Source organism: Methanimicrococcus blatticola (assembly GCF_004363215.1).
Lineage (GTDB): Archaea > Halobacteriota > Methanosarcinia > Methanosarcinales > Methanosarcinaceae > Methanimicrococcus > Methanimicrococcus blatticola.
This window is the reverse complement of the sequence record NZ_SNYS01000007.1, coordinates 95906-116910: the sequence shown is the minus strand read 5'-3', so window position 1 is coordinate 116910 and position 21005 is coordinate 95906. Positions and strand designations below refer to the sequence as shown.

The 21005-nt window shown below is 41.9% G+C and carries 17 protein-coding genes and 1 pseudogene; 8 read left to right on the top strand and 10 right to left on the bottom strand.

From position 1 onward, the window contains the following. The first annotated feature begins 74 nt into the window (after positions 1-74). The gene (gene dnaK, locus C7391_RS03800) at positions 75-1997 is read left to right on the top strand and encodes a molecular chaperone DnaK (RefSeq protein WP_133517231.1); all 1923 of its coding nucleotides are present in this window, start codon (positions 75-77) and stop codon (positions 1995-1997) included. A 990-nt stretch (positions 1998-2987) separates the two neighbouring features. Further along, a complete protein-coding gene (dnaJ, locus tag C7391_RS03795; protein WP_133517230.1) occupies positions 2988-4154 on the top strand; it encodes a molecular chaperone DnaJ in 1167 nt (388 codons plus the stop codon). 614 nt (positions 4155-4768) lie between these two features. Here dnaJ and C7391_RS03790 read toward each other — a convergent pair. Continuing rightward, complete coding sequence (locus C7391_RS03790; RefSeq protein ID WP_133517229.1) at positions 4769-5338, bottom strand: ferredoxin domain-containing protein; 570 nt, start codon at positions 5336-5338, stop codon at positions 4769-4771. Positions 5339-5480: 142 nt separating this feature from the next. On the opposite strand from C7391_RS03790, the gene C7391_RS03785 reads away from it, so the two are divergent. After that, on the top strand, positions 5481-6515 hold the full coding sequence (locus C7391_RS03785) for a serine/threonine-protein kinase RIO2 (RefSeq protein WP_133517228.1): 1035 nt from the start codon (positions 5481-5483) through the stop codon (positions 6513-6515). Positions 6516-6600: 85 nt separating this feature from the next. Here C7391_RS03785 and C7391_RS03780 read toward each other — a convergent pair whose 3' ends face one another. From C7391_RS03780 to C7391_RS03755, 5 genes are all read right to left on the bottom strand, one after another. Next, on the bottom strand, positions 6601-7215 hold the full coding sequence (locus tag C7391_RS03780) for a DUF2284 domain-containing protein (RefSeq protein ID WP_133517227.1): 615 nt from the start codon (positions 7213-7215) through the stop codon (positions 6601-6603). A gap of 25 nt (positions 7216-7240) precedes the next feature. Further along, positions 7241-8437 (bottom strand): Swt1 family HEPN domain-containing protein, encoded by a 1197-nt coding sequence (locus C7391_RS03775; protein WP_166627395.1) that lies wholly within the window; start codon positions 8435-8437, stop codon positions 7241-7243. Between the two features lie 252 nt (positions 8438-8689). Beyond that, positions 8690-8869: a MarR family transcriptional regulator gene (locus tag C7391_RS03765; RefSeq protein ID WP_133517224.1), complete on the bottom strand. Its 180-nt coding sequence runs from the start codon at positions 8867-8869 to the stop codon at positions 8690-8692. 76 nt (positions 8870-8945) lie between these two features. Further along, the gene (trmY, locus tag C7391_RS03760; protein ID WP_133517223.1) at positions 8946-9560 is read right to left on the bottom strand and encodes a tRNA (pseudouridine(54)-N(1))-methyltransferase TrmY; all 615 of its coding nucleotides are present in this window, start codon (positions 9558-9560) and stop codon (positions 8946-8948) included. A 143-nt stretch (positions 9561-9703) separates the two neighbouring features. Beyond that, a complete protein-coding gene (locus C7391_RS03755; RefSeq protein WP_133517222.1) occupies positions 9704-10399 on the bottom strand; it encodes a Bax inhibitor-1/YccA family protein in 696 nt (231 codons plus the stop codon). A 239-nt stretch (positions 10400-10638) separates the two neighbouring features. Here C7391_RS03755 and C7391_RS03750 point away from each other — a divergent pair, with 239 nt between their 5' ends. Then, complete coding sequence (locus tag C7391_RS03750) at positions 10639-11523, top strand: Ppx/GppA phosphatase family protein (RefSeq protein WP_133517221.1); 885 nt, start codon at positions 10639-10641, stop codon at positions 11521-11523. Positions 11524-11608: 85 nt separating this feature from the next. Here C7391_RS03750 and C7391_RS03745 read toward each other — a convergent pair whose 3' ends face one another. Further along, the gene (locus tag C7391_RS03745; protein ID WP_133517220.1) at positions 11609-11893 is read right to left on the bottom strand and encodes a hypothetical protein; all 285 of its coding nucleotides are present in this window, start codon (positions 11891-11893) and stop codon (positions 11609-11611) included. Positions 11894-12208: 315 nt separating this feature from the next. Between C7391_RS03745 and uvrB the strand changes: the two are divergent. The 4 genes and pseudogenes from uvrB to C7391_RS03725 form a co-directional block, all read left to right on the top strand. Then, a pseudogene (gene uvrB / locus C7391_RS03740) lies at positions 12209-14179 on the top strand (excinuclease ABC subunit UvrB); the annotation flags it as partial. 469 nt (positions 14180-14648) lie between these two features. Next, complete coding sequence (locus C7391_RS03735; RefSeq protein ID WP_133517218.1) at positions 14649-16106, top strand: hypothetical protein; 1458 nt, start codon at positions 14649-14651, stop codon at positions 16104-16106. A 331-nt stretch (positions 16107-16437) separates the two neighbouring features. Continuing rightward, a complete protein-coding gene (locus tag C7391_RS03730; protein ID WP_133517217.1) occupies positions 16438-17046 on the top strand; it encodes a hypothetical protein in 609 nt (202 codons plus the stop codon). 206 nt (positions 17047-17252) lie between these two features. Beyond that, positions 17253-17918, top strand: coding sequence for a hypothetical protein (locus C7391_RS03725; RefSeq protein WP_133517216.1), 666 nt, complete (start codon positions 17253-17255; stop codon positions 17916-17918). A gap of 269 nt (positions 17919-18187) precedes the next feature. On the opposite strand, the gene dinB is transcribed toward C7391_RS03725, so the two are convergent. Genes dinB through C7391_RS03710 form a run of 3 tightly spaced genes read right to left on the bottom strand, consistent with a single transcriptional unit; the run spans position 18188 to position 20786 of the window. Next, positions 18188-19288, bottom strand: a complete 1101-nt coding sequence (gene dinB, locus C7391_RS03720; RefSeq protein ID WP_133517215.1) for a DNA polymerase IV — start codon at positions 19286-19288, stop codon at positions 18188-18190. Positions 19289-19302: 14 nt separating this feature from the next. Beyond that, a complete protein-coding gene (locus C7391_RS03715; protein ID WP_133517214.1) occupies positions 19303-19890 on the bottom strand; it encodes a FumA C-terminus/TtdB family hydratase beta subunit in 588 nt (195 codons plus the stop codon). After that, on the bottom strand, positions 19890-20786 hold the full coding sequence (locus C7391_RS03710; protein ID WP_133517213.1) for a fumarate hydratase: 897 nt from the start codon (positions 20784-20786) through the stop codon (positions 19890-19892). Before C7391_RS03710 ends, C7391_RS03715 begins: the two co-directional genes overlap by 1 nt. Between the last annotated feature and the right edge of the window lie 219 nt (positions 20787-21005).

Here is a 21005-nt window from a genome sequence, read left to right as displayed (position 1 = left end):
TTCCAATTTATAAATTCAAAAAAAATCAATAAATCGTAAATTCTCTACAAATCAAAAACAAAAGGTGAATATATATGGCAAAAATCTTAGGCATTGACTTAGGCACAACCAATTCATGTATGGCAATTATGGAAGGCAGCGAGCCGTCAGTTCTTCCGAATGCCGAGGGTGGCAGAACAACTCCCTCTGTCGTCGGATTTTCTAAAAAAGGTGAAAAGCTCGTCGGCCAAATCGCCAAAAGACAAGCTGTTTCCAACTCCAAAAACACTGTCCAGTCTATTAAGAGACATATGGGCGACGCAAATTACAGGGTCACATTAAACGACAAGGAATATACACCGCAGGAAATTTCCGCGATGATTCTTCAGAAATTGAAGACAGATGCAGAAGCCTACCTCGGCGAATCCATCACCCAAGCCGTTATTACAGTTCCCGCTTACTTCAACGATGCCCAGAGACAGGCAACAAAGGATGCCGGAACAATTGCCGGTTTGGAAGTTTTAAGAATTATCAATGAACCGACCGCCGCTGCTTTAGCATACGGTCTTGACAAGGAAGAAGGATCCAAAGACCAAAAAATTCTTGTTTACGACTTGGGCGGCGGAACATTCGACGTTTCCATTTTGGAAATCGGCGACGGTATCTTTGAAGTTTTGTCAACCAGCGGTGACACAAGTCTCGGCGGCGACGACTTTGACAACAGAATTGTCGACTTCCTCGTGACAGAATTCAAAAAATCCCACGGCACTGACTTATCCAAAGATCTTGCCGCTCTCCAGCGTTTGAAGGACGCTGCCGAAAAAGCAAAGATTGAGCTTTCCGGCGTGACCACAACCAACATCAACTTACCGTTTATCGCACTCGGGCCTGACGGCGACCAACTCCACTTGGACGTTGACATTACCCGCGCGCAATTTGAAAAGATGACTGAAGATCTTCTTGACAAGACGCTTGTCTCTATGCGCCAGGCATTGGAAGACTCTAAATTAGACATCGAAAAGATTGACAAAGTCATTCTTATCGGCGGCTCTACAAGAATGCCCGCCGTTGTTGAACTGATTGAAAAATTCACCAACAAGAAGCCGTACAAAAACATCAACCCCGATGAAGCCGTTGCCGTCGGCGCAGCAATTCAGGGCGGTGTTTTAACAGGCGATGTGAAAGACATTCTTTTGTTGGATGTTATTCCGTTAACACTCGGCATTGAAACGCTCGGCGGTGTTTCCACGCCTCTCATTGAGAGAAACACAACGATTCCGACCAAGAAGAGCCAGATCTTCTCAACGGCTGCAAACAATCAGACTTCCGTTGAAATCCATGTTCTTCAGGGCGAACGCAGTGTGGCGTCCGGCAACAAAACACTGGGCAGATTCATCTTAGACGGCATTCCGCCGGCACCCCGCGGCATTCCTCAGGTTGAAGTGACGTTTGACATCGATGCAAACGGTATTCTTCACGTGGATGCCAAAGACCTCGGCACCGGCAAGAAGCAGTCCATCACCATCCAAAAACCGGGCGGCCTTTCCGATGAAGAAATCGACCGCATGGTCAAAGATGCTGAATTGCACGCCGAAGAAGACAAGAAGAGAAAGGAAGAAATTGAAATCCGCAACAACGCCGATTCTCTCTTGAACGCGGCTGAAAAAGCAGTCTCTCAAGCTCCTGCCGATATCGTGACCGAAGATCAAAAGAAAGCGGTCGAAACGGCAATGGATGAACTTAAAACAGCACTTGAAGGTCCGGATATTGAGGCAATTAAAGCCAAATCCGAAGCCTTAGAAACCGCTGTTTATCCGATTTCAGAAGCATTGTACAGAAAAGCTTCCGAAGCTCAGGCTGGTTCTGATTCTGGTGCTGCCGATTATGGCGCATCACAAGAATATACGGCTTCAAACGACGATGCTGTCGATGCCGAATATGAAGAACCGGTTGAATACAACGATGCCAATGATTATGAAGAGCCTGTCGAAGACGGCTCAAGCGACGACCAAAAATAAATTAAAAGCGGCGTTCGCATGTGTAAAACGAACTATGAGGAATTGGATAAAAGGGTGCAGGACATTTGTTCTGCTCCTTTTATGCAACCGACCTGCGCCTGATTCTATGGCGTAAATTCTAACGGATTGAAAAAGGTTTTCTTGAAAACTGTAAATTTCATTGAATTAAAATTTGATTGAACTTAAAAATTCAATTAAGATTGAACTTGAAATTCAATTTAATGATTGAACTTAAAAATTCAATTAAGATTGAGCTTGAAATTCAATTAAAAATTCGATTGAAATTTTAAAACTTTCACGATTGCCGAAATTCTGTTAAAATTCGACAGGTCTGTCAAAATGACTTTTCCGTTCGCGGAATTGTCTTCATAACTCACGCTTATTCGACGTGAGGAAACTTTAGGTATCATTCAACGATATATGCAAACCCATGCAACAAAATATCATGTAAACCACCCTGTAAAACCAAACCAAATTTGAATGACTTTCCGGGTTACCGTTAATCACATCGAATAATACCAAAAACGCTACCCAAAAACACAACAAAGTTTAACCAACGAAACAACAAAACCCTCAAAAACGAAAAACATCCTAAAACGATAGAAGAAGCCTTACATGAAAGATATCCGCCGTATTTCAGCGGATATTTTCATTAGGTAGGTTATTTGACGGGATTTTATGTTCGTGTTTTTGGGTAAATCCTGTCGAATGCTTTTCCGCATTCAGGCTTATAATAAATATTTCATCTATTTCAATATTTCAGGTCATTATAGTAGTTTAAGCGAGACAAATGCCGATTATATTTGATCTTTTATCGTCAATCATCGAACAATTAGTTAACATCCAGTCGAAAATTTATCTCGTTTTTTAATCTTGTTCATTCATCTGCCGCAATTCAAAGATATTCAATTACTTTGTAAATCTTCCATCATCTTTATTACTGCTCATTATAATCAGTATCATTTATTCATTTTCAAAAAAGGGTTCTTTATGACAACAAAGAAAGATTATTATGATATTCTCGGCGTACAAAAAGGCGCATCCGACGACGAGATTAAAAAGAGTTATCGTAAGCTTGCGATGAAATACCATCCCGATAAGAATGATTCTCCCGAAGCGGAGGAAAAATTTAAGGAAATTTCTGAAGCTTATGCTGTTTTATCGGATTCTGAAAAACGCGCTTCTTATGATAAGTTCGGTCATGCCGGATTTGACAGCCGCTACTCAGAAGAAGATATTTTCCGCGGCGCTGATTTCAGTGATTTCGGTGACATTTTCGGTGATATTTTCGGCAATATTTTCGGCGGAGGATTCGGCGGAACACGTTCACGCGGTCCTCAGCGCGGCGCCGATTTGCAATATGAGCTTCGTTTGACATTGGAAGAAGCTTACAAAGGAAAGACGGTTGAAATTGAAGTTCCGAAAATCATTATGTGTGACAAATGTTCGGGAACCGGTGCCAAGCCCGGAACGATTGCAAAAACATGTCCTGAATGCCGCGGTATCGGATCCGTTTCAAGAACAATTCAAACGCCTTTCGGCAATATGATTTCTCAATCCACTTGCCCGACTTGCCATGGCAACGGTCAAATGATCGAAACGCCGTGTCCGAAATGTTCCGGCAAGGGGAAAGTGCGCTCGACAAAGAAAATGTCTGTCGCGGTTCCGGCCGGCGCTCCAAACGGTATGCGTTTGCGCTATCCCGGTGACGGCAATGTCGGTGATCCCGGTGCTCCCGCAGGCGACTTGTACGTGATTGTCCGCGTCACGCCCGACAACTACTTCGTTCGGGAAGGCGATGACGTTTATGTCAATGTCGATTTGAACTTTATTCAGGCAGCGCTCGGAACGGAGATTACAGTCAGAACACTTGGCGGCGACGTCACGATGACGGTTCCTGAAGGAACGCAAAACGGCAGCACTTTCCGGTTGAAAGGAAAGGGTTTCCCGCACGTGAACAGCAAATCCGTCGGCGACCAATATGTGACGGTCAATTTGATTACGCCGGACAAGTTGAATCCGGAACAGCGCAAGATGCTTGAGGATTTCGCCAAATCTTCCGGTTTTGAAGCAACCACAAAAGCCGGCGCAAAAAAGAAAGAGAAAAAAGAGAAAGGCGGCTTCTTTAAGAAAATTAAAGATTCTCTTGAAGATTAATTTAAATTTAATTTTTCAAAATGAATGCAAATTTAAAACAATGCGGAGTTTTCCGCATTTTTTTTATTATTTTTGTTTTCTTTTTTGTTTTTTTTTTGATTTCCCCTTTTGTTTTTCTTTAACATTTACGAAAAATGGTATTTCCGATTTTGTGTATTTTATGTAAAATGGTGCAGCTCGCGCGGCGGCTGGCTTTGGCGGCAGAATACCGCCGGCTTTTCGGTCAGTTTTTCGGCAGCGGCAGTCACGTTCGCGCAAGCGAACGGATGTGATAAAAAAGAGCAGATGCATGCGGCAAAGAACGTACCTGTGAATAAATTTGACTTAAAAAGAAGCTTTTTGTTTTTGCTGTATCGGCGTGGTACGAATCCGCAAATTTCCGATTCCTCACTCCGCTTCGCTTCGTTCAGAATCGAAAATTAGCGGGCGGATGTTTCGGGTTTTAGTTATTTTTTAATCATACATCCGTTTTTCTTAATTTATGAAAAAACGAACGCCGATTAAACCTTTAAAATAAAGTCGATCATTTTATTTTTGGGTTTTATCGGGCGTTCGGGTTTTAATTTAATTTGATTTTAAATTGATGTATTGCTTTCTGTTTTTTAAACAATTATTTATTTTTTCATCTGTTTCGCGGCAGCCATTTCCGCTCTGTCAAAATAAATGCTTTTGCCGGACATGGAAAGCGGAATCGCGTACGCGCATTCTGCGTCAATCATTCCGGTTTTGCAGGCGGCAGCGCCGGCGGAATACATGATTCTGTTGTCCAAACACATGTCTTTGGCTTTGGCGGCGGCTGATCCGAGCGCAATTCCCAAATCAACGGATTTGACGGAACAAATCGGACCGTTAAACGGCGTTTCTTTCGTTTTTTCCGCATTTTTAAAATCAGCGCAAGTTTCAAAACCGCAGGCACCGCAGTTGAGGCCGATCGGGCGGGTTTCTTTTAATCCGATCATGATGACGGCATCCGAATTTCTTATATTCTCAGCGTCGCGGATTAAAAATGCGCCGAGCTTTTCGGCCAGATTTTCCATGGCAGTTGCAACTTTTTCAACATCTTCTTCCTCTAACAGGTAAGTCACAATATTGTCAAAGCCTTTTGCTTTCGGTGCTGTTCGCGCGGCGGCAAGAATTTCTAAAGCCATTTGATTGACGGCTTCTTTTTCGCAGTTAACTCTCATGAAACTGAAAATGATTCGTTTTCATATGAGTTTTTCGGGGGTTGAAGTACGAAAATAAAAAATCAATAATAAAAAATAAAAAAGAGTTTCAAATGAAAAAAGAATAAAACAATTTAATATTCGAACCGCTTATCTTCGTTCAATGTTTGATGATACACTGAGAAATTTCAAAGATTTATCTCCTCGCGATTTTCGTATTTTAACGGGTATTGAAATCGAAATGAAAAATTATGAATGGGTTCCCGTTCCCGAACTGAAGAAATATGTCGGGCTTCCCACCGAGAAATTGGCTTTTCATTTAGAGCGTCTGCGCCGCAAAAAAATGGTGATCGGAACGCTTGATCCGTATGAAGGCTATAAAATTTATTTTGAAGCGTATGACGCGCTCGCACTTCATACTTATGTTCAGCGCAAAACAATTGCTGCCGTCGGCAGTGAAATCGGCGTCGGCAAAGAATCCGTTGTCGTTGAAGTTCTCAAAGAGCCTGAAATTGAAATCGCCGAGCCCGAAGTTTTGATTCTCAAATTACACCGCGAAGGGAGAACCAGCTTCAAGCAGGTCAAAAGAACGCGCGAGCATTTGGTTGGCAAAGAGCATTTTTCATGGATTTACGCCGCCCGCTTGGCCGCAAAGCGCGAATTTACGATCATGAAAAATCTGTATCCGGATATTTCAATTCCCAAACCGATTGATCAAAACCGTCACACAATTATCATGGAAGTTGCCAAAGGCAGCGAACTGTCCAAAACAAAAGTCCTTGATCCCGAATGGTATTTGGATGAGATTCTCAAACAAATCCGTTTGGTTTATTCCAAAGGAATCATTCACAACGACCTCAGCGAATACAATATTTTCGTATCGGACGAAGGCGTTCAGCTCATCGACTGGCCGCAATATATCACAAAAGATCACCCGCACGCCGAAGAATTACTGCGCCGCGATATCGAAAATGTGACCAACCATTTCTCAAAAAAATACATGGTTGAAAGCGATGTTGATGAAATTTTAAAAGATATTTTAGAAAACACGACTTTCGAAGGCGATATCACAAACGAGCCCGGCATCGAAGATTTGACGACGGCAGAAGATATGGCGGAAGCCGAAATGATGACGACAGATGATTTCGAAGAAGGTGAATTCGCTGAAGATTTTGATGATTTTACGGTTCAGGATTGAACAAGAAAATCAAAAAAAGAATAACATACAGAAATTACAACGTAAAAATACAAATTAAGAATACAAATTAAGAAAAAAGGGGATTTTAATCCACCAACAAAAGTCCCCACCATTTTACTTTATCGCTGACGGGAAATTCGAGTGCCATGTCTACTTTTTGAAGCGTTCCGACAACGTCAACGCCGACGGCTTCCATAGAGGGTCGTGCCCGATACGGTGTTTTACATTCGCCGCCTGTTTTGACGCAGGAATCGCAATAATGACAGCTGCCGCCGGTAAATCCGGCCGCGAATCTGTATCCTTTTTGAAGGGAAACGCCTTCCAAGCGAAGTAAAATGTCGGATAAATCTTTCGATTTTTTGCGGATTTCATTGGAAACGTCTTCGGAATCTGCCAACGATGCCGGTTTCGGCGGATTGTCATATTGGGTTGAAACCAAAAGCGCAAATCTGTAAAGCTTCAAATATTTTCTGAATTCGTCCGGTGTCGGCACATTCGGCGGACACACCAAATCGCCGTAGTGACGGCAGAGGGGGACAAAACATTTCAGGCGGACACGGTCGTCAACGACCACATCTTCGCAGTCAATATAAAGTGCTTCAATCGCTCCGGCTTCTTTGGCTGTCTGAAGCAAAACCGTGACATTTTCTTTGTCGGTTTGACTGAGCTTATCTCTGTTTTTGATTTTTCCTTTCGGCATTTTCCCTCTCCTTTTATTTTCGTTTTTATTTCGCGGATTTTCCTTTTCCGGCGGGCTTGTCAATAATTTTTAAAATATCTCTGGAATACAAACTGAGGCGGATATAATCATCCTCTTCAAGCGGCGTGTGGTGCATAATCGCGTTTCTGATCGGATCCAATTCTTTCAAACGCTGAATAATCCATCCGCGGTCAGGGAAATATTCTTCAAAAGCGTCCCATGCAAACGGATTGTTGATGATTCTGCGGTAGTCGCTGAAACCGGCGTAATTAATCAGCGGTTCGTTGGTGTTTCTTTTTTTATCCGGATTCGTGCGGTCATTCATGATTCTGCGTTCATTCCAGCGGTCTGCCAAAAAACTCATGTCGGTGCCTTTCCACCATTCTTTTCCGAAACGCGCTTCAACGCGGTCAGAAACAAACAAGCGCAGCTTTTCTTCCAATTCTTTTAAAATCAAATAACTGCTTTCGGAATCAGCTGTCTTTGTTGAAACGGTTTTTCTCGCCGTTTCCGTTCCGAGCTTTTCGATTTTCTCAGTAACCGGCTTGATCGATTCTTCTTCCATGTATAAATTTTTCAAATCATATCTGACGGTCAATTTGGAATTTGCGCCGTTCGGCGGCTTGACTTCTAAAATTTCCACGTCATATAGCCGATCGATTCGCGTTTTCATGGCTGAAGTGACGGTCGGCATTTCCGACTTTAAACCCATATCGGTATGAATATCGCCGGCAATCAATGTAATTTTATTCTGTCCTTTTAATTTGGCCGGCTTAAAATAATTCTGATAAATATAAAGACGGACATTGTCGGCTTTTGTCATCGTTTTTGATAATTCGACAGGCGTTTTTGTTTTCGGCGCGGCAGTCGGCGTTGAAGGCGCAGCGGCGGGTCTTGCAGGTGCGGCTTTCGTTGCAGGTCGGGCGGGTGTTTTTGCCGCCGGCTTGGTTGCTGTTTTCGCTGCCGGTTTGGCTGTTGTTTTCGCTGCCGGTTTGGCTGCTGTTTTTGTCGCCGATTTGGCTGCTGTTTTTGCTGCCGGCTTGGCTGCTGTTTTCGCTGCCGATTTGGTTGTTGTTTTTGCTGTCGATCGGGTTGCCGGTTTTGCGGCTGATTTGGCAGGCGTTCTTCGCGCCGGCGTTTTCTTTTCGACTTTTGTTTCTTCTTCATTCTTTTTGAGTGCAAATGTTCTTCTTAAAAAATTGCCGACGCCTTTTTCTGCCATACTTTCTCTCCAAAAACAAATTAAAATAATTCTTCAATTAATCAAAAATAATTTGAAAAAATATTGCTTGTTATTGAAACCGGCTTCTTGTAAGCACACTTTCAATTGATTTCTTGTTCATAGAATAAGTCATCTGATATATAAAAGATAAGGGCGGGTGAACCAGCGCGAAAAAACAGAAAAATGGAGCGGGTCGACGTAAAAAGAAAATGAGAAAAATATAAGAAAATAGAAAAATGATTGAGGATTCAATCATTTCGGGGCGTAATAGCATCTTTTCGGGGAGTCGACAAGGCCTTGGTCCTTTAATGAAGCAATGATTTTGCTGACTTCTTTGCTGTCAATACCCGTTGCAACGGCGACGTCGCCCGGTCTGAGCGGTTTTCCGATAGATTTCATTGCAGTCAGAACTTTTTCTTCTTCAGGGGTCATTTTATTTTCTCCTCATGGTGTATGTTGAAACGAACAATTTTTGCTCTTTCTTACTATTCTTCTTTTGTTTTTATATTTATTTATTCGTTGCCCTGTCGAGCACATTTAATATCAGCGTAATACATTGGCTTGAAAGCAGTGAAATCGGTCCGACTGATATCTTTAATGCATCTGCGTTTTCAATCATCTTTTCATCGTCTTCAAAAACGCCTTGATTATCGCCCAAAATATAAACGCCGTTTTCCAAAAGCGCGGCGGATTCCGTTTGAATCATCTCTGTCACGTCGTCGCCATCTTCTTTCAAATAAAACAGCGGCCGCTTTTCTTCTGAAAATTCATTCAAAAGCTGCGCTAAATTTCCGTATCTGACAAAAACACCCGGGGTCGATTGTTTTTCAATTTCGGACGCGTCAATCAAAAGGGCTTTTTGAATCAGCGACCCCGAACTTCTCTCATCCGGATTCAACGAGCGCATAGTTTCGCCGTTAAAACGAACAATTTTATCCGGGCCGGGCTCGCCCTTTAAAATCAGCCAAACATTAATGTCGCGTCTCATTCCAAATGAAATAAAAAGCGCGGACGTCACGCAGCGGCACAAAACATCCATTCTTCCGGCAGATCCCGGGAGGTCGTTTAAAGAAATTTTGCCGCCGTTGACAGCTTTGTTTCCGATTATAACGAAATCTTTCATAGCGATAATCTGAAATGAAAATATAAAGCCGTATCCGTTCGAAATTAAAAAAAGAAAATAAAAAAGAAAATTTAAAAAAGAAATTTAAAAAAGAAATTTAAAAAAGAAAAAAGAAGAATGCAATTACTCACATTCTCGATATTTTATCTCCTGTCGCCGAAAATGCGAAGCAGATTAAGGAACAGGTTGATGAAATCTAAATACAAATTCAAAGCGCAGATGACTGCCAAATTCTGTGAATAAGGCGCACCGTATTCGATGGATTTTCCCATTTCTTTTATTTTTTGTGTATCATAAGCGGTTAACGCGGCAAAGATTAAAACAGCGATGATGCTGATGCCCAAATCAATCCAAACAGCCGTGCTCGGCATAATCATATACAAAAGCATGTTCAAAATCATCGCAAGAATAATGCCGATTAAAGCCATAATTGCAAAGCGTCCGATGCCGCTTAAATCTTTCTTTGTGAAAAATCCGACCAAACTCATGCCGATAAACATGCCGGCAGTTACAACAAAGACAATGAATACGGACGAAATTGTGTAGGACATTATAATCGCCGTCAGGGTAATTCCGTTCAGCAGCGCATAAATTATAAACGCTCCGGATGCCATTGCCGGCGACATGGATTTGATTTTCCAGCTTAAAATAATAACAACAAGCAGTTCCAGAATTAATAAGATAAAGTAGTACGGCAAAAACATTGCCTGAAGTGACGGACTCGTGTAAATTGCGTATGAGACGACCGCCGTGATTAACATTCCGACAAACATCCACATATAGACTTTTGACAGAAACTGATTTCCGGATGCGTCCGGAGCATAGTTATTTGAGCTCATTAATTAAAACCTCCTAATGGGGTAACGTTTTTGAGACGTTTTTTACAATTCATTCTGTGTGCAAATACATTCTGTATGCAAATATTCTGTATCCAAAATACAAAATGTATATGAAATGTATACAAAAAGCATACATTATTCTTGATAGATAGGCGCTTCCTTTTATAAAATTTATTGAAGCGGACATTAAAAAAGATTAAAAAAGAGAACATTCATTTCATTAATCAAGGAAGAATGAAATGATTTTTGCAACCATTGATGTCGGATCGAATGCCATTCGCATGTTGTTGACGGATGTGCGCACGGTTGAGGACGAAGTTATTTTTGAGCGCATGACAATGCTGCGTGTTCCGGTCCGCTTAGGCGAAGACGCTTTCTCACGCGGAAAAATTTCAGATGATAAAGCGAAAATGCTGATTAAAACCATGTGCGGCTTTCGTGAAATTATTGACGGGTTCCATGTCACCGATACGATGGCGTGCGCAACATCCGCTTTGCGCGAGGCGAAAAACGGAAAAGAACTTGCCAAACAAATCAAGAAAAAAACCGGAATTGATTTGAAAATCATTGACGGCAAAAAGGAAGCGAAGCTGATTTATGCCAATCATATCGAGAAAAACTTTGACCCGCGTTATTCTTATCTTTATATTGATGTCGGCGGCGGCAGTACGGAAATCACCTACGTCGGCAACGGTGTTCGAAAATCCAAATCCTTCAATGTCGGCTGTATTCGTTTAAAAGAAGGCTTCGTTTTGAAAGAAACCCGAAAAGAAATGGACAAATGGTTGAGAAAAACCGTTCGCGGAAACAATGTCATCGGCATCGGCAGCGGTGGGAACATCCGCAGTTTGTATCTGCTGGCCGGAAAAGTCAACAATGAACCCTTGAAAATTACCGACCTCGAAGACGTTGATGAATTATTGCACAATTATTCTGTCGAAGAACGCGTAACAGAACTCGGATTAAAACCGGACCGTGCCGATGTTATCGTTCACGCCTGTCACATTTACAGTCATATTTTAAATGTCTGTCATATCCAAACCATTCACGCGCCGATTATCGGTTTGTCGGATGGGATGGTGCATGAGCTGTATTCAAAACATAAGAAAAAATTTATGGAATAATTGTTTGATTAACAAAATCCTTCTTCTGTTCTTTTTATTTTTAAAACTTCCCTCTTCTGTTCTTTTTATTTTTTGAAATTGTTCCTCAATTTTTTGTATTTTTGGAAAATTGGTGCGGTTCGCGCGCGGCGCGTGGTTTTGGTGAGGTGAGTGACAAACGACAGCAACGGCAGTAACGCAAACGGCAGGTGACAGCAGTAACGCAAACAGCAGGTGGCGGCAGTAACGCAAACGGCAGGTGGCGGCAGTAACGCAAATGGCAGGTGACGTCAGTAACGCAAACGGCAGGTAACGGCAGTAACGCAAACGGCAGGTAACAGTGGCCACGTTCGCGCAAGCGAACGGATGTGATAAGAAAGAGCAGATGCACGCAGCAAAGCTGATACTTAAGGCGAATCCGGATGTAAAGTCGATTGTTCATTTTTTGCTGTATCGGCGGGGTACGAATCCGCAAATTTCCGTTTTCTCTCTTCGCTTCGCTCCGTTCAAAAACGAAAATTAGCGGGCGGTTGTTTGGGGTTTCATTTATTTTTAAACACGACATTTATTTTGTTTTTCTTCCTTTTGTTTTTCTTCATTTTTTTGACACTTTCACTTCGGTTATCAAAGATTAATATACTATATTGTGTAATTTTTAAATTCAGTTGAATTTATTTATCTCATTCAAACGAGTGCAACGGTAATCATGAACTCTAAAAAGGATTTGGAAATTAAGACGCGAAAACGCGATTCTCCGCCGTTAAAATTAATTTCGGAACTGACGCCGAAGGGCTCTCAGCCGGACGCTATCGCCCGATTAGCCGAAGGTGTCGACCGAGGCGACCGTTTCCAAACACTTTTGGGTGTGACCGGTTCCGGAAAAACGTATACGATTGCAAATGTCATTGAAAAAGTTCAGCGACCGACGCTTGTTATCGCGCATAACAAAACATTGGCAGCGCAGCTTTATAATGAATTTAAAGAATTCTTCCCCGAAAACCGCGTTGAATATTTCGTTTCTTATTATGATTATTATCAGCCGGAATCTTATATTCCCGCCAAGGATCAGTATATTGAAAAAGACGCTCAAATCAATCCGAAAATCGAGCAAATGCGCCTTGAAGCAACCGCCTCGCTTGTTTCCCGCCGCGATGTTATTGTCGTTGCTTCCGTTTCCTGCATTTACGGTCTCGGCAATCCGGAACGCTTCGAGCAGATGGGGGTTGAAGTCACGGTCGGCATGCACATGAAGCGCAACGATTTAATCGGCAGGCTTGTGGACAGCCAGTTCGAGCGCAACGATTTAGAAATTGCGCCCGGAAGGTTCCGCGTCAAAGGGGATATCGTTGATGTCATGCCCGGTTATTATGAAAATATTATTCGAATTGAGTTTTTCGGAAATGAAATTGATAAAATCTCAGAAATAGACGGCTTGAACGCCACGAAAAATTTTGATATGGATTCCTTTTTTATTTATCCTGCGCGCCATTACGTCGTTCCCGATGATGTCAAAGATCGCGCAATCGAAGGCATTCTGGCTGAATTGGAAGAGCGTCTGCCTGAATTGGATATGCTTGAAGCACACCGCCTCAAACAAAAAACGCTTTATGATATGGAAATGATTCAAGAAACAGGCAGCTGTAAAGGAATTGAAAATTATTCAATGCACTTTGACGGCAGAAAGCCGGGCGAACAGCCGTATTGTTTGATTGATTATTTCCCCGATGACTTTTTAGTTGTTATTGATGAAAGCCATCAGACACTGCCGCAGATTCATGGTATGTATAACGGCGATCGCGCCCGTAAAAAATCTTTGATCGATTACGGTTTCAGACTTCCGAGTGCTTTTGACAATCGACCGCTCCGTTTTGAAGAATTCGAACAATACATGAAACACACAATTTTTGTATCTGCGACGCCCGGCGATTATGAAATCGAACAATCCGCTCAAGTTGTTGAACAAGTGATTCGGCCGACCGGATTGGTGGACCCGATTGTCGAAGTCCGCCCGATTAAAGGGCAAGTGGACGACATTATCTCTGAAATTAATAAAGTGATTGCCAACGGTGATCGCGCGCTTGTAACGACATTAACCAAACGGCTGGCTGAAGAGCTGACGGAATATTTGGCCGAAGCCGGCATTAAAACGCGCTATCTGCATTCCGATATTAAAACGATTGAGCGGACGGAAATTATTCGAAATCTCCGTCTCGGCAACTTTGACGTGTTGGTCGGAATCAATCTTCTTCGAGAAGGGTTGGACATTCCCGAAGTCGGATTCATCGGCATCTTAGACGCGGACAAAGAAGGATTTTTGCGCAATGCCCGAAGCCTGATTCAAATTATCGGCCGCGCGGCGCGTAATTCAAACTCCAAAGTCGTTCTTTATGCCGACAAAATGACGGATTCCATTAAGAATGCAATGGGGGAGACAGAAAGACGTCGCACTCTTCAGATGGATTACAATAAAAAACACGGCATCACACCGCAAACGATTCGAAAACCGATTCGTGAACAGGTCGCTGAAATTTCAGATGTCAAATATGTCCCGAAAGCGGAAATTCCGAATTTAATTATTCAATACGAATCCGAAATGAATTTGGCTGCCGAAATGTTGGATTTTGAACGGGCGATTCAAATGCGTGATATTATTCGGGATTTGGAGCGAAAACTTCGCGGCGATTCCGGTACCCAAAATGCGGAAAACAATGAATCTGACAAAAATATGGAACAAACAAAGGGCAAAAAGAAAGGCTGGCGACGAAAAGCCGATGCCGAATTGAATGAAACATAATTCCAAATTGATCTCCGCTTTTCTCAAGGTCTATATTTTATATATTCTATTTAATAGCGGTCCGAAGAAATAAGTTCATATATGATGTGTATCAATATTCTGTTTGTTGAATAACCTACTAATATACTTTATTAGTATATTTATGGTGATTATAAACCGTGCTTCATAAAAGGTGTATTATTAAATTCACCCTATTCGGTTTTATTCTTAATAAGGTCGCTTTAGCTTCAAAAAATTTAAATATATATTCTATCTATAAAGATAGAACGTATAAAATATTTAATTATGAATACATTCTTATTCGATAGAAGACTCAATTGGAAATGGTTTCCATTATTATGGAGTATTTGGAATGCGGGTACAATTAAAAAGGGTATGTTTCGTTGCATTATTAATTTTCGTGATTGGCGGATTTATAACTCCGACTTTCGCTATCAACGATCTCAGATATTCTTCATACCACAATATGACGGCAGAAGAAATTCAGAAAATCGTGGACGAAACAACCGGAACTCAAATAGACAGATTTGATTTCATGCTGGAAAATAATCCGGATGTATTAGCTGTCTATGGCGTTATCCCCGATAAAGCAAAAGGAATTGAGGCTTACGAATACTGGCTCCAAATGGGTAACATCTCGAGAGCTTTGGCAGACGACGAAGTCATGCAAAGCTACCATTACGCAAACGGCGGTGTCGTCATTGGTCAAGGCACGCAGTGTGTTTGTTATACATCTATTATGGTTTTAGACGAACGTATTGACGAGCTTACGGAAAAAGATATGCTCGCCATAAAAGCACGCGTTGATTACTACGCTTCACTGGAAGGTCTCAACGATGCGCCGTTGGTCTTTTTTAAAGGAAAAATGATTGATTCTTATTTGACCGAAGAGCAGCTTTTGTATCTTTATGATTCCGGATACGAAGGTCTCAGAATTTATGACGGAATTGAAAATTTAACCGATCTCCGCAGTGATTTCGAAACTGTTTCAATGTCTTCTAATAATTACGCTTTTGACAACGAAGGTCTTTCCGGCGATCCGTCTTTGATGACTCGCATCCGTTCCATTTTCGGCGGCTCTGCGGAAACTGTCAAATTGTCTTCCGCAAGCAATTACGACGGATTGGCAACCGAGAGAGTCAGGCCGATGGTCGGCGGGTTGATGATTGCAACCTCCACAAGCGGCGGAACCATCGGCTATGCGGCCAAAGAGGTCAACGATTCTGATTCTCGCGGCATCGTCACGGTCGCCCACGTTTTCCACTTCGAAAATGCAACTTCTTATCAACCGAGACAAGCTTACGGTAACAGCAACGCAATCGGTACGTTTTCAAAGATGAGCAAGGAAGGAGACTCTGTTTTCATTCCGCTGAACGCGTCTGATGTTAAAGCAGCCATTTATACCGGCGAAAGAGACGATCAATTGTTGGATGTCATCGGTTATGAGGGTGCCATCAGCAGCGGTATGCCTTTGTGCAAATCCGGTGTCGTTTCCGGCAATACGGAAGGGACGTATTACGGTGTCCGCTACAATCAAACATTCACTGTTAAAAACGGCACAATTAATTATACTGTTAATCATGTCGGTGTCATCAAGGAATTGTCTACAGAATCTTATTCCGTCCCTGGTGACAGCGGCGGTCCGATTTATGTTAAAACCAGAGCAATTGTCAACGGAACCGAGCAAGATGTTGCAGTTCTTCTCGGCATTCTTGAAGGCGGCGACGGTGACGGTACAGTCTATTATGTTCCGTGCACAGAAATCAGAGATCGTTTGGGTGTTGTTCCGTTAACGCTGAATGATCGCTGATAAAATAAATATTTAATTGGGAATATCTTTTATTAAAGAGCTCCCATTCATCACTTTTTTGAAAAATTTAAATTCTTTGTATTCTAAAACCTTTCTTTAGATTGCGATTATAATTATATCTAATTATCATTACATTTCGTCGTTATCTTTCCTTTTTACGAGAATCTTTTTATAATACTTCATCATTAAATCATATTTGTAAGTGAATTTGTTCAGCATTTCTTCATGAATGTTAACATTTTCATGTCATGTCGACAGATGTTGAAAACAAAAATCGAAGGAATTTATGATGAATGCAGAAATATTATTGCGGAGCCGTTATTTACGACGAGTGTCCGTCTTTTTTGTTCTGCTGTTACTCATTTTCCTTTCCGTCTCTTTTGTTTCAGCGGCGGAAGGCGAAGTAACTTCAAGTTATTTACCTGCCGAATACATCCAATCTATTATTGATAATACACCTGCGACAAATCCTGCATTGCTTGATGAGGTCCGATCCGATCCGAACACCGTTGCAGTTGCAGGAACAATTCCGGCTCTTTCTCAAGGTGAAGACGCATATCGCTGGAGTCTTGTTCTTCAGGATGTTTTGAAGAATATAGATCAAAAAGGGTTGTTAGTTCCTTATCAGTGGGACCACGGCGGCATTGTTATCGGCTACGGTTGCCCCGGCGATCACATTCAAATCTTCGTCAATGCCGATTCCGAATATTCGGATGAAGATATTGCACAAGTCATAAAAGTTGTTCAGGATGCCGGCAAAGAGGCAGGCATTAAGGATTTTCCCGTTGTTGTCGCAAAGAAGACACATGCGCAGAGTTTCCCTGCCGATCTGTCAACACAGCCCCAGGATGAAGTCAAAACCATTCCCGGCGTTGGTCTCGGTATCAGCATTCTGCTTGTTGCCGCGGTTGTTTTATCCGCCCGAAAACTGAGAAAATAATCCTTCTCTTTTCTTCTTCTATTCTTTTTCTAATTCGTGTTCATTTTCAATTACGATAAGTGTTGCTATTTTCATTCGGAAATGTATATATATATCTACTGCATTTTATAAACATTCACTATTACTAGTTAATCGATATTTTTTTAAAATCGTTGACTGTAATTGTTGTTAAATAATTATTATACATATGATCATCTGAGATAATTATGGCTGACATCCGGAAAAGCAAACTCACAAAAATAATCAGCCGTCTGTTTGTTTTAATAATGCTGCTCTCTTTGGCATTCTCCTCCGTGCTTCCTGCCGGAGCAACAGAATCGTATACGGGCGAGTATTTTTCAGATGCTTATATCCGACGAATTATCGATGATACGCCCGCAACTGACTCTGCTCTTTTTGAACGCGCCAAATCTTCTGAAAACGTGATTGTCGTTTCCGGCACCGTTCCTGTTTTAGCAAAAGGCCGTGAATCGTATGAATGGTTTGTTCTGCTTCAAGGCGTCATGAAAAAGGTTGACAATAGTGGCGAATTAGATCCGTATCTTTGGGATAACGGCGGATTTGTTATCGGATACGGATGTCCGAGTTCTTTTGTTCATATTTATGTTTATTCCGAATCTGATTATTCTGAAGAAGATATCAACGCGATTGTTCAAATTATTCAAAATGCCGGCAAATCATACGGCATTGATGACATCCCGATTGTTGTGGAATTAAACACACATCCTCAGGGATACATTAACTGTTCTGCTGTTCCTTCTCCACAAACACAAACAAGAGAGCCTGAAAAGACAATTCCGGGCGTCGGATTGGCAGCCTGTGTTATCTTGTCTTTGGTTGTCGTTCTTTTCATCCGAAAATCCAAGACGTGAATTCACACTTCGCTTTTCAATGATTTTTATAGAGGTTACTGTTGTTTTTAATTTTTATAGCTATTGCTGTTGTTTTTAATTTTTATAGCTATTATTGCTGTTTTTCAATGATTTTTATAGCTATTATTGCTGTTTTTCAATGATTTTTATAGCTGTTACTGCTGTTTTTCAATGTTTTTTAGCCGTTGCTTCTGTTTTTCAATATTTTTCTAGCTGGTATTGCTGTTTTTCAATATTTTTGTTTTTTAATAAATGGGTTGAAAGCGTTTTTAAAAAAAGTCTGTTAATTGCATTTGGTTGACATCTGTTTTTTTGAGATTTGAGACGCCGATGTTAATTTGTCTGATCTTTTTATTGGTTTCATTGTTTGCCATCAATTCTTCAATCATGTCTTTGGCATGCCTTTTTAAAAAGAAAATATCAGATGTATGAACCGTATGGCTTTTGGATTTTGTAAGCGTTGTGAAATCCGCATATCTGATGCCGACGGTTATTGTTTTAAAAAACATTCTTTTCTGCATTAAAATCATATGCACTTCTTCGGAAACAGATTCTACTCCCAGTGCAACGGCAGAAGAGTCATTCGTGTACGGATTAAACGAATAAAAACGGCTGATTGATTTGACGTCGGCTGTTTCCATCACTTGGGAGACATCAATGCCGTTTGCAATCTCCTGAAAAGCCATTCCCTGACGGCCGAGTTTTTCATAAATTTGACGTTTATCCGCTTTTGCAAGATCGCCGATGGTTTGAATACGCATCATGTCAAACGTTTCAGATGTTTTTTTGCCGACACCCGGAATCTTGGTGACCGGAAGTGGTGACAGGAAATCAGCGACTTCTTCCGGGTGCACGACTGTCAGACCGTTCGGCTTTTGAAAACCTGAAGCGATTTTGGCAACGGATTTATTCGGCGCGATTCCGACGGAGCATGTAATTCTTTCAACGGCTTCGATTTCCTTTTTAATCTCACGGGCGCATTCTGCCGCTTCATCAAATGTTTTGACAGTGTCTTTGAACAAAACATACGCTTCGTCAATGCTGACCTGTTGGACGGTTTTGACATGGTTTTGGATAATCTTGATGATGTTGTCTGAAACCTGCTTGTACAGGGTTTTATTCATCGGAAGGCAGACGACATCCGGGCAGAGACGCTTGGCTTCCGCGAGCGGCATTGCCGAGTGAAGGCCGAATTTGCGTGCCGGGTAAGACGCTGCGCTGATCACGCCTCTGGCTGTGTCTTTGTGGAGATGGAATGTTTTTGAACAAACAACAACAGGCTTGTCTTTTAAATCCGTATTGTCACGTATTTCAACGGATGCAAAAAAGCTGTCCATATCAATATGCATAATGATTTTATCGGCTGCCATAATTCTCTTCGGGTTTATTTAAACTGTTTTTGAAATGATGCAATTGCTTTTTCTTTGACGTCTTTGAAAAGGTCGTTTCCTTTTGTATCAATTCCGGCAATCAGCGGACCGAATTTTTCAACTTGAAGTTCCCAAACGGCTTCGGGCATTCCCAAATCTTCCCACGCGACACCATTAACTTTTTGAATCATATCAACTGCCAAAGCCGCACATCCGCCTGTATATGAAAGATAAATGCATTTTTGCCGGCTCATTGTTTCGGCAAGCCCTTCCATACCGCCTTTTCCGATTAAAACGCGGATGCCGTGATTTTTCAAAACAGCCGGCGTCATCTTTGTCATCCGGTCACTTGTCGTCGGCCCGGCAGCAACAGCTTTCCAACCGTCCTCTTTTTTTTCCATGACCGGTCCGCAGTGGTAAATCGCCGCTCCTTCCAAATCGAACGGAAGCGATTTGCTTTCTTCATCGTATTCCAAAATTCGAAGATGAGCTTCGTCACGGGCGGTGTAAATTGTACCCGATATGTAAACGACGTCGCCTGCATTGATTTCAGAGATGTCTGTTTCAAAAAGCGGTGTTTTGAGATAATGGGTTTTTGACATCAGTTGCCGCCTCCGTTGTATTCGGCGGTTGCGTGACGATTCGCCCAGCATTGAACGTTGACCGCAACCGGCAGCGATGCTGTGTGGCATGACGCTTTTTTCACTCGAACGGAGAGGGCGGTTGTGTCTCCGCCGAGTCCCATACATCCGATGCCGAGATCATTGACAGCGTCCAGTATTTCCTTTTCAAACTCATCATAAATATCGGAATCGTTTTCAGCAGTTGGGTCTTTTTCGGCATCGGGGTCTCTCAATTTTTCCAAAAGGGCAACTTTTGCCAATTTCGCGGATTGATTAAACGAACCGCCGATTCCAATTCCAAGTATGACGGGCGGACACGGTTTGCCGCCTGCGTCTAAAACGGTTTTGACAATAAATTCTTTAATTTTCGGAATTTCAGTCGGTGTAAACATCTTTAACGCGCTCATGTTTTCCGAGCCGGCGCCTTTGGGGGCAACCGTAATTTTCAGACTGTTTCCGGGAACAAAAGCATAATTCATTTCCGGCAATCCGTCGCCGAGATTGTTTTTTGTGTTGTGTCGTGTCAGCGGATCAACGACATTGGGCCGAAGCGGAACGGTTTCTGTTGCTTTTGCGCATCCGTTGCGGATTGCGCCTTCCAAATCAAAATTTAAATGAAGATCGCGTCCGATTTCAACGAAAAAAATGAAAATGCCTGTGTCCTGGCAAATCGGGACGCTTTTTTCGCCGGCGATTTCGATGTTTTTTAATATGGCTTCCAATTGGGCTTTTGCAATTGTATCGGATTCTTTGGCAGCTGCGCGATTAATGGCGGCAAGCGTGTCTTTTGGAAGCGTTGTTTCCGATATTTTCAATATTTCCGCAACAGCGTCGGATACGGCTTCAAATGTCAAGTTTTTGATTTTAACGTCCACCGAAAATCTTCTCCGGTTTTGATTTTATAAATATTTCAGTCTGTTCCTTTTGATTTTATATGGTCAAAAGGTTTTCATGATTTATATTGATAACCCCGATTTATTTCTTCCCTGTTTTTCTTCTCTGATTTTATTTCTTCTCTGTTTTTTTCTCTGATTTATTTTTCTCGATTTTATTCCTTCTTCGATTTTTCTCCGATTTATTACTTATACCTTAAC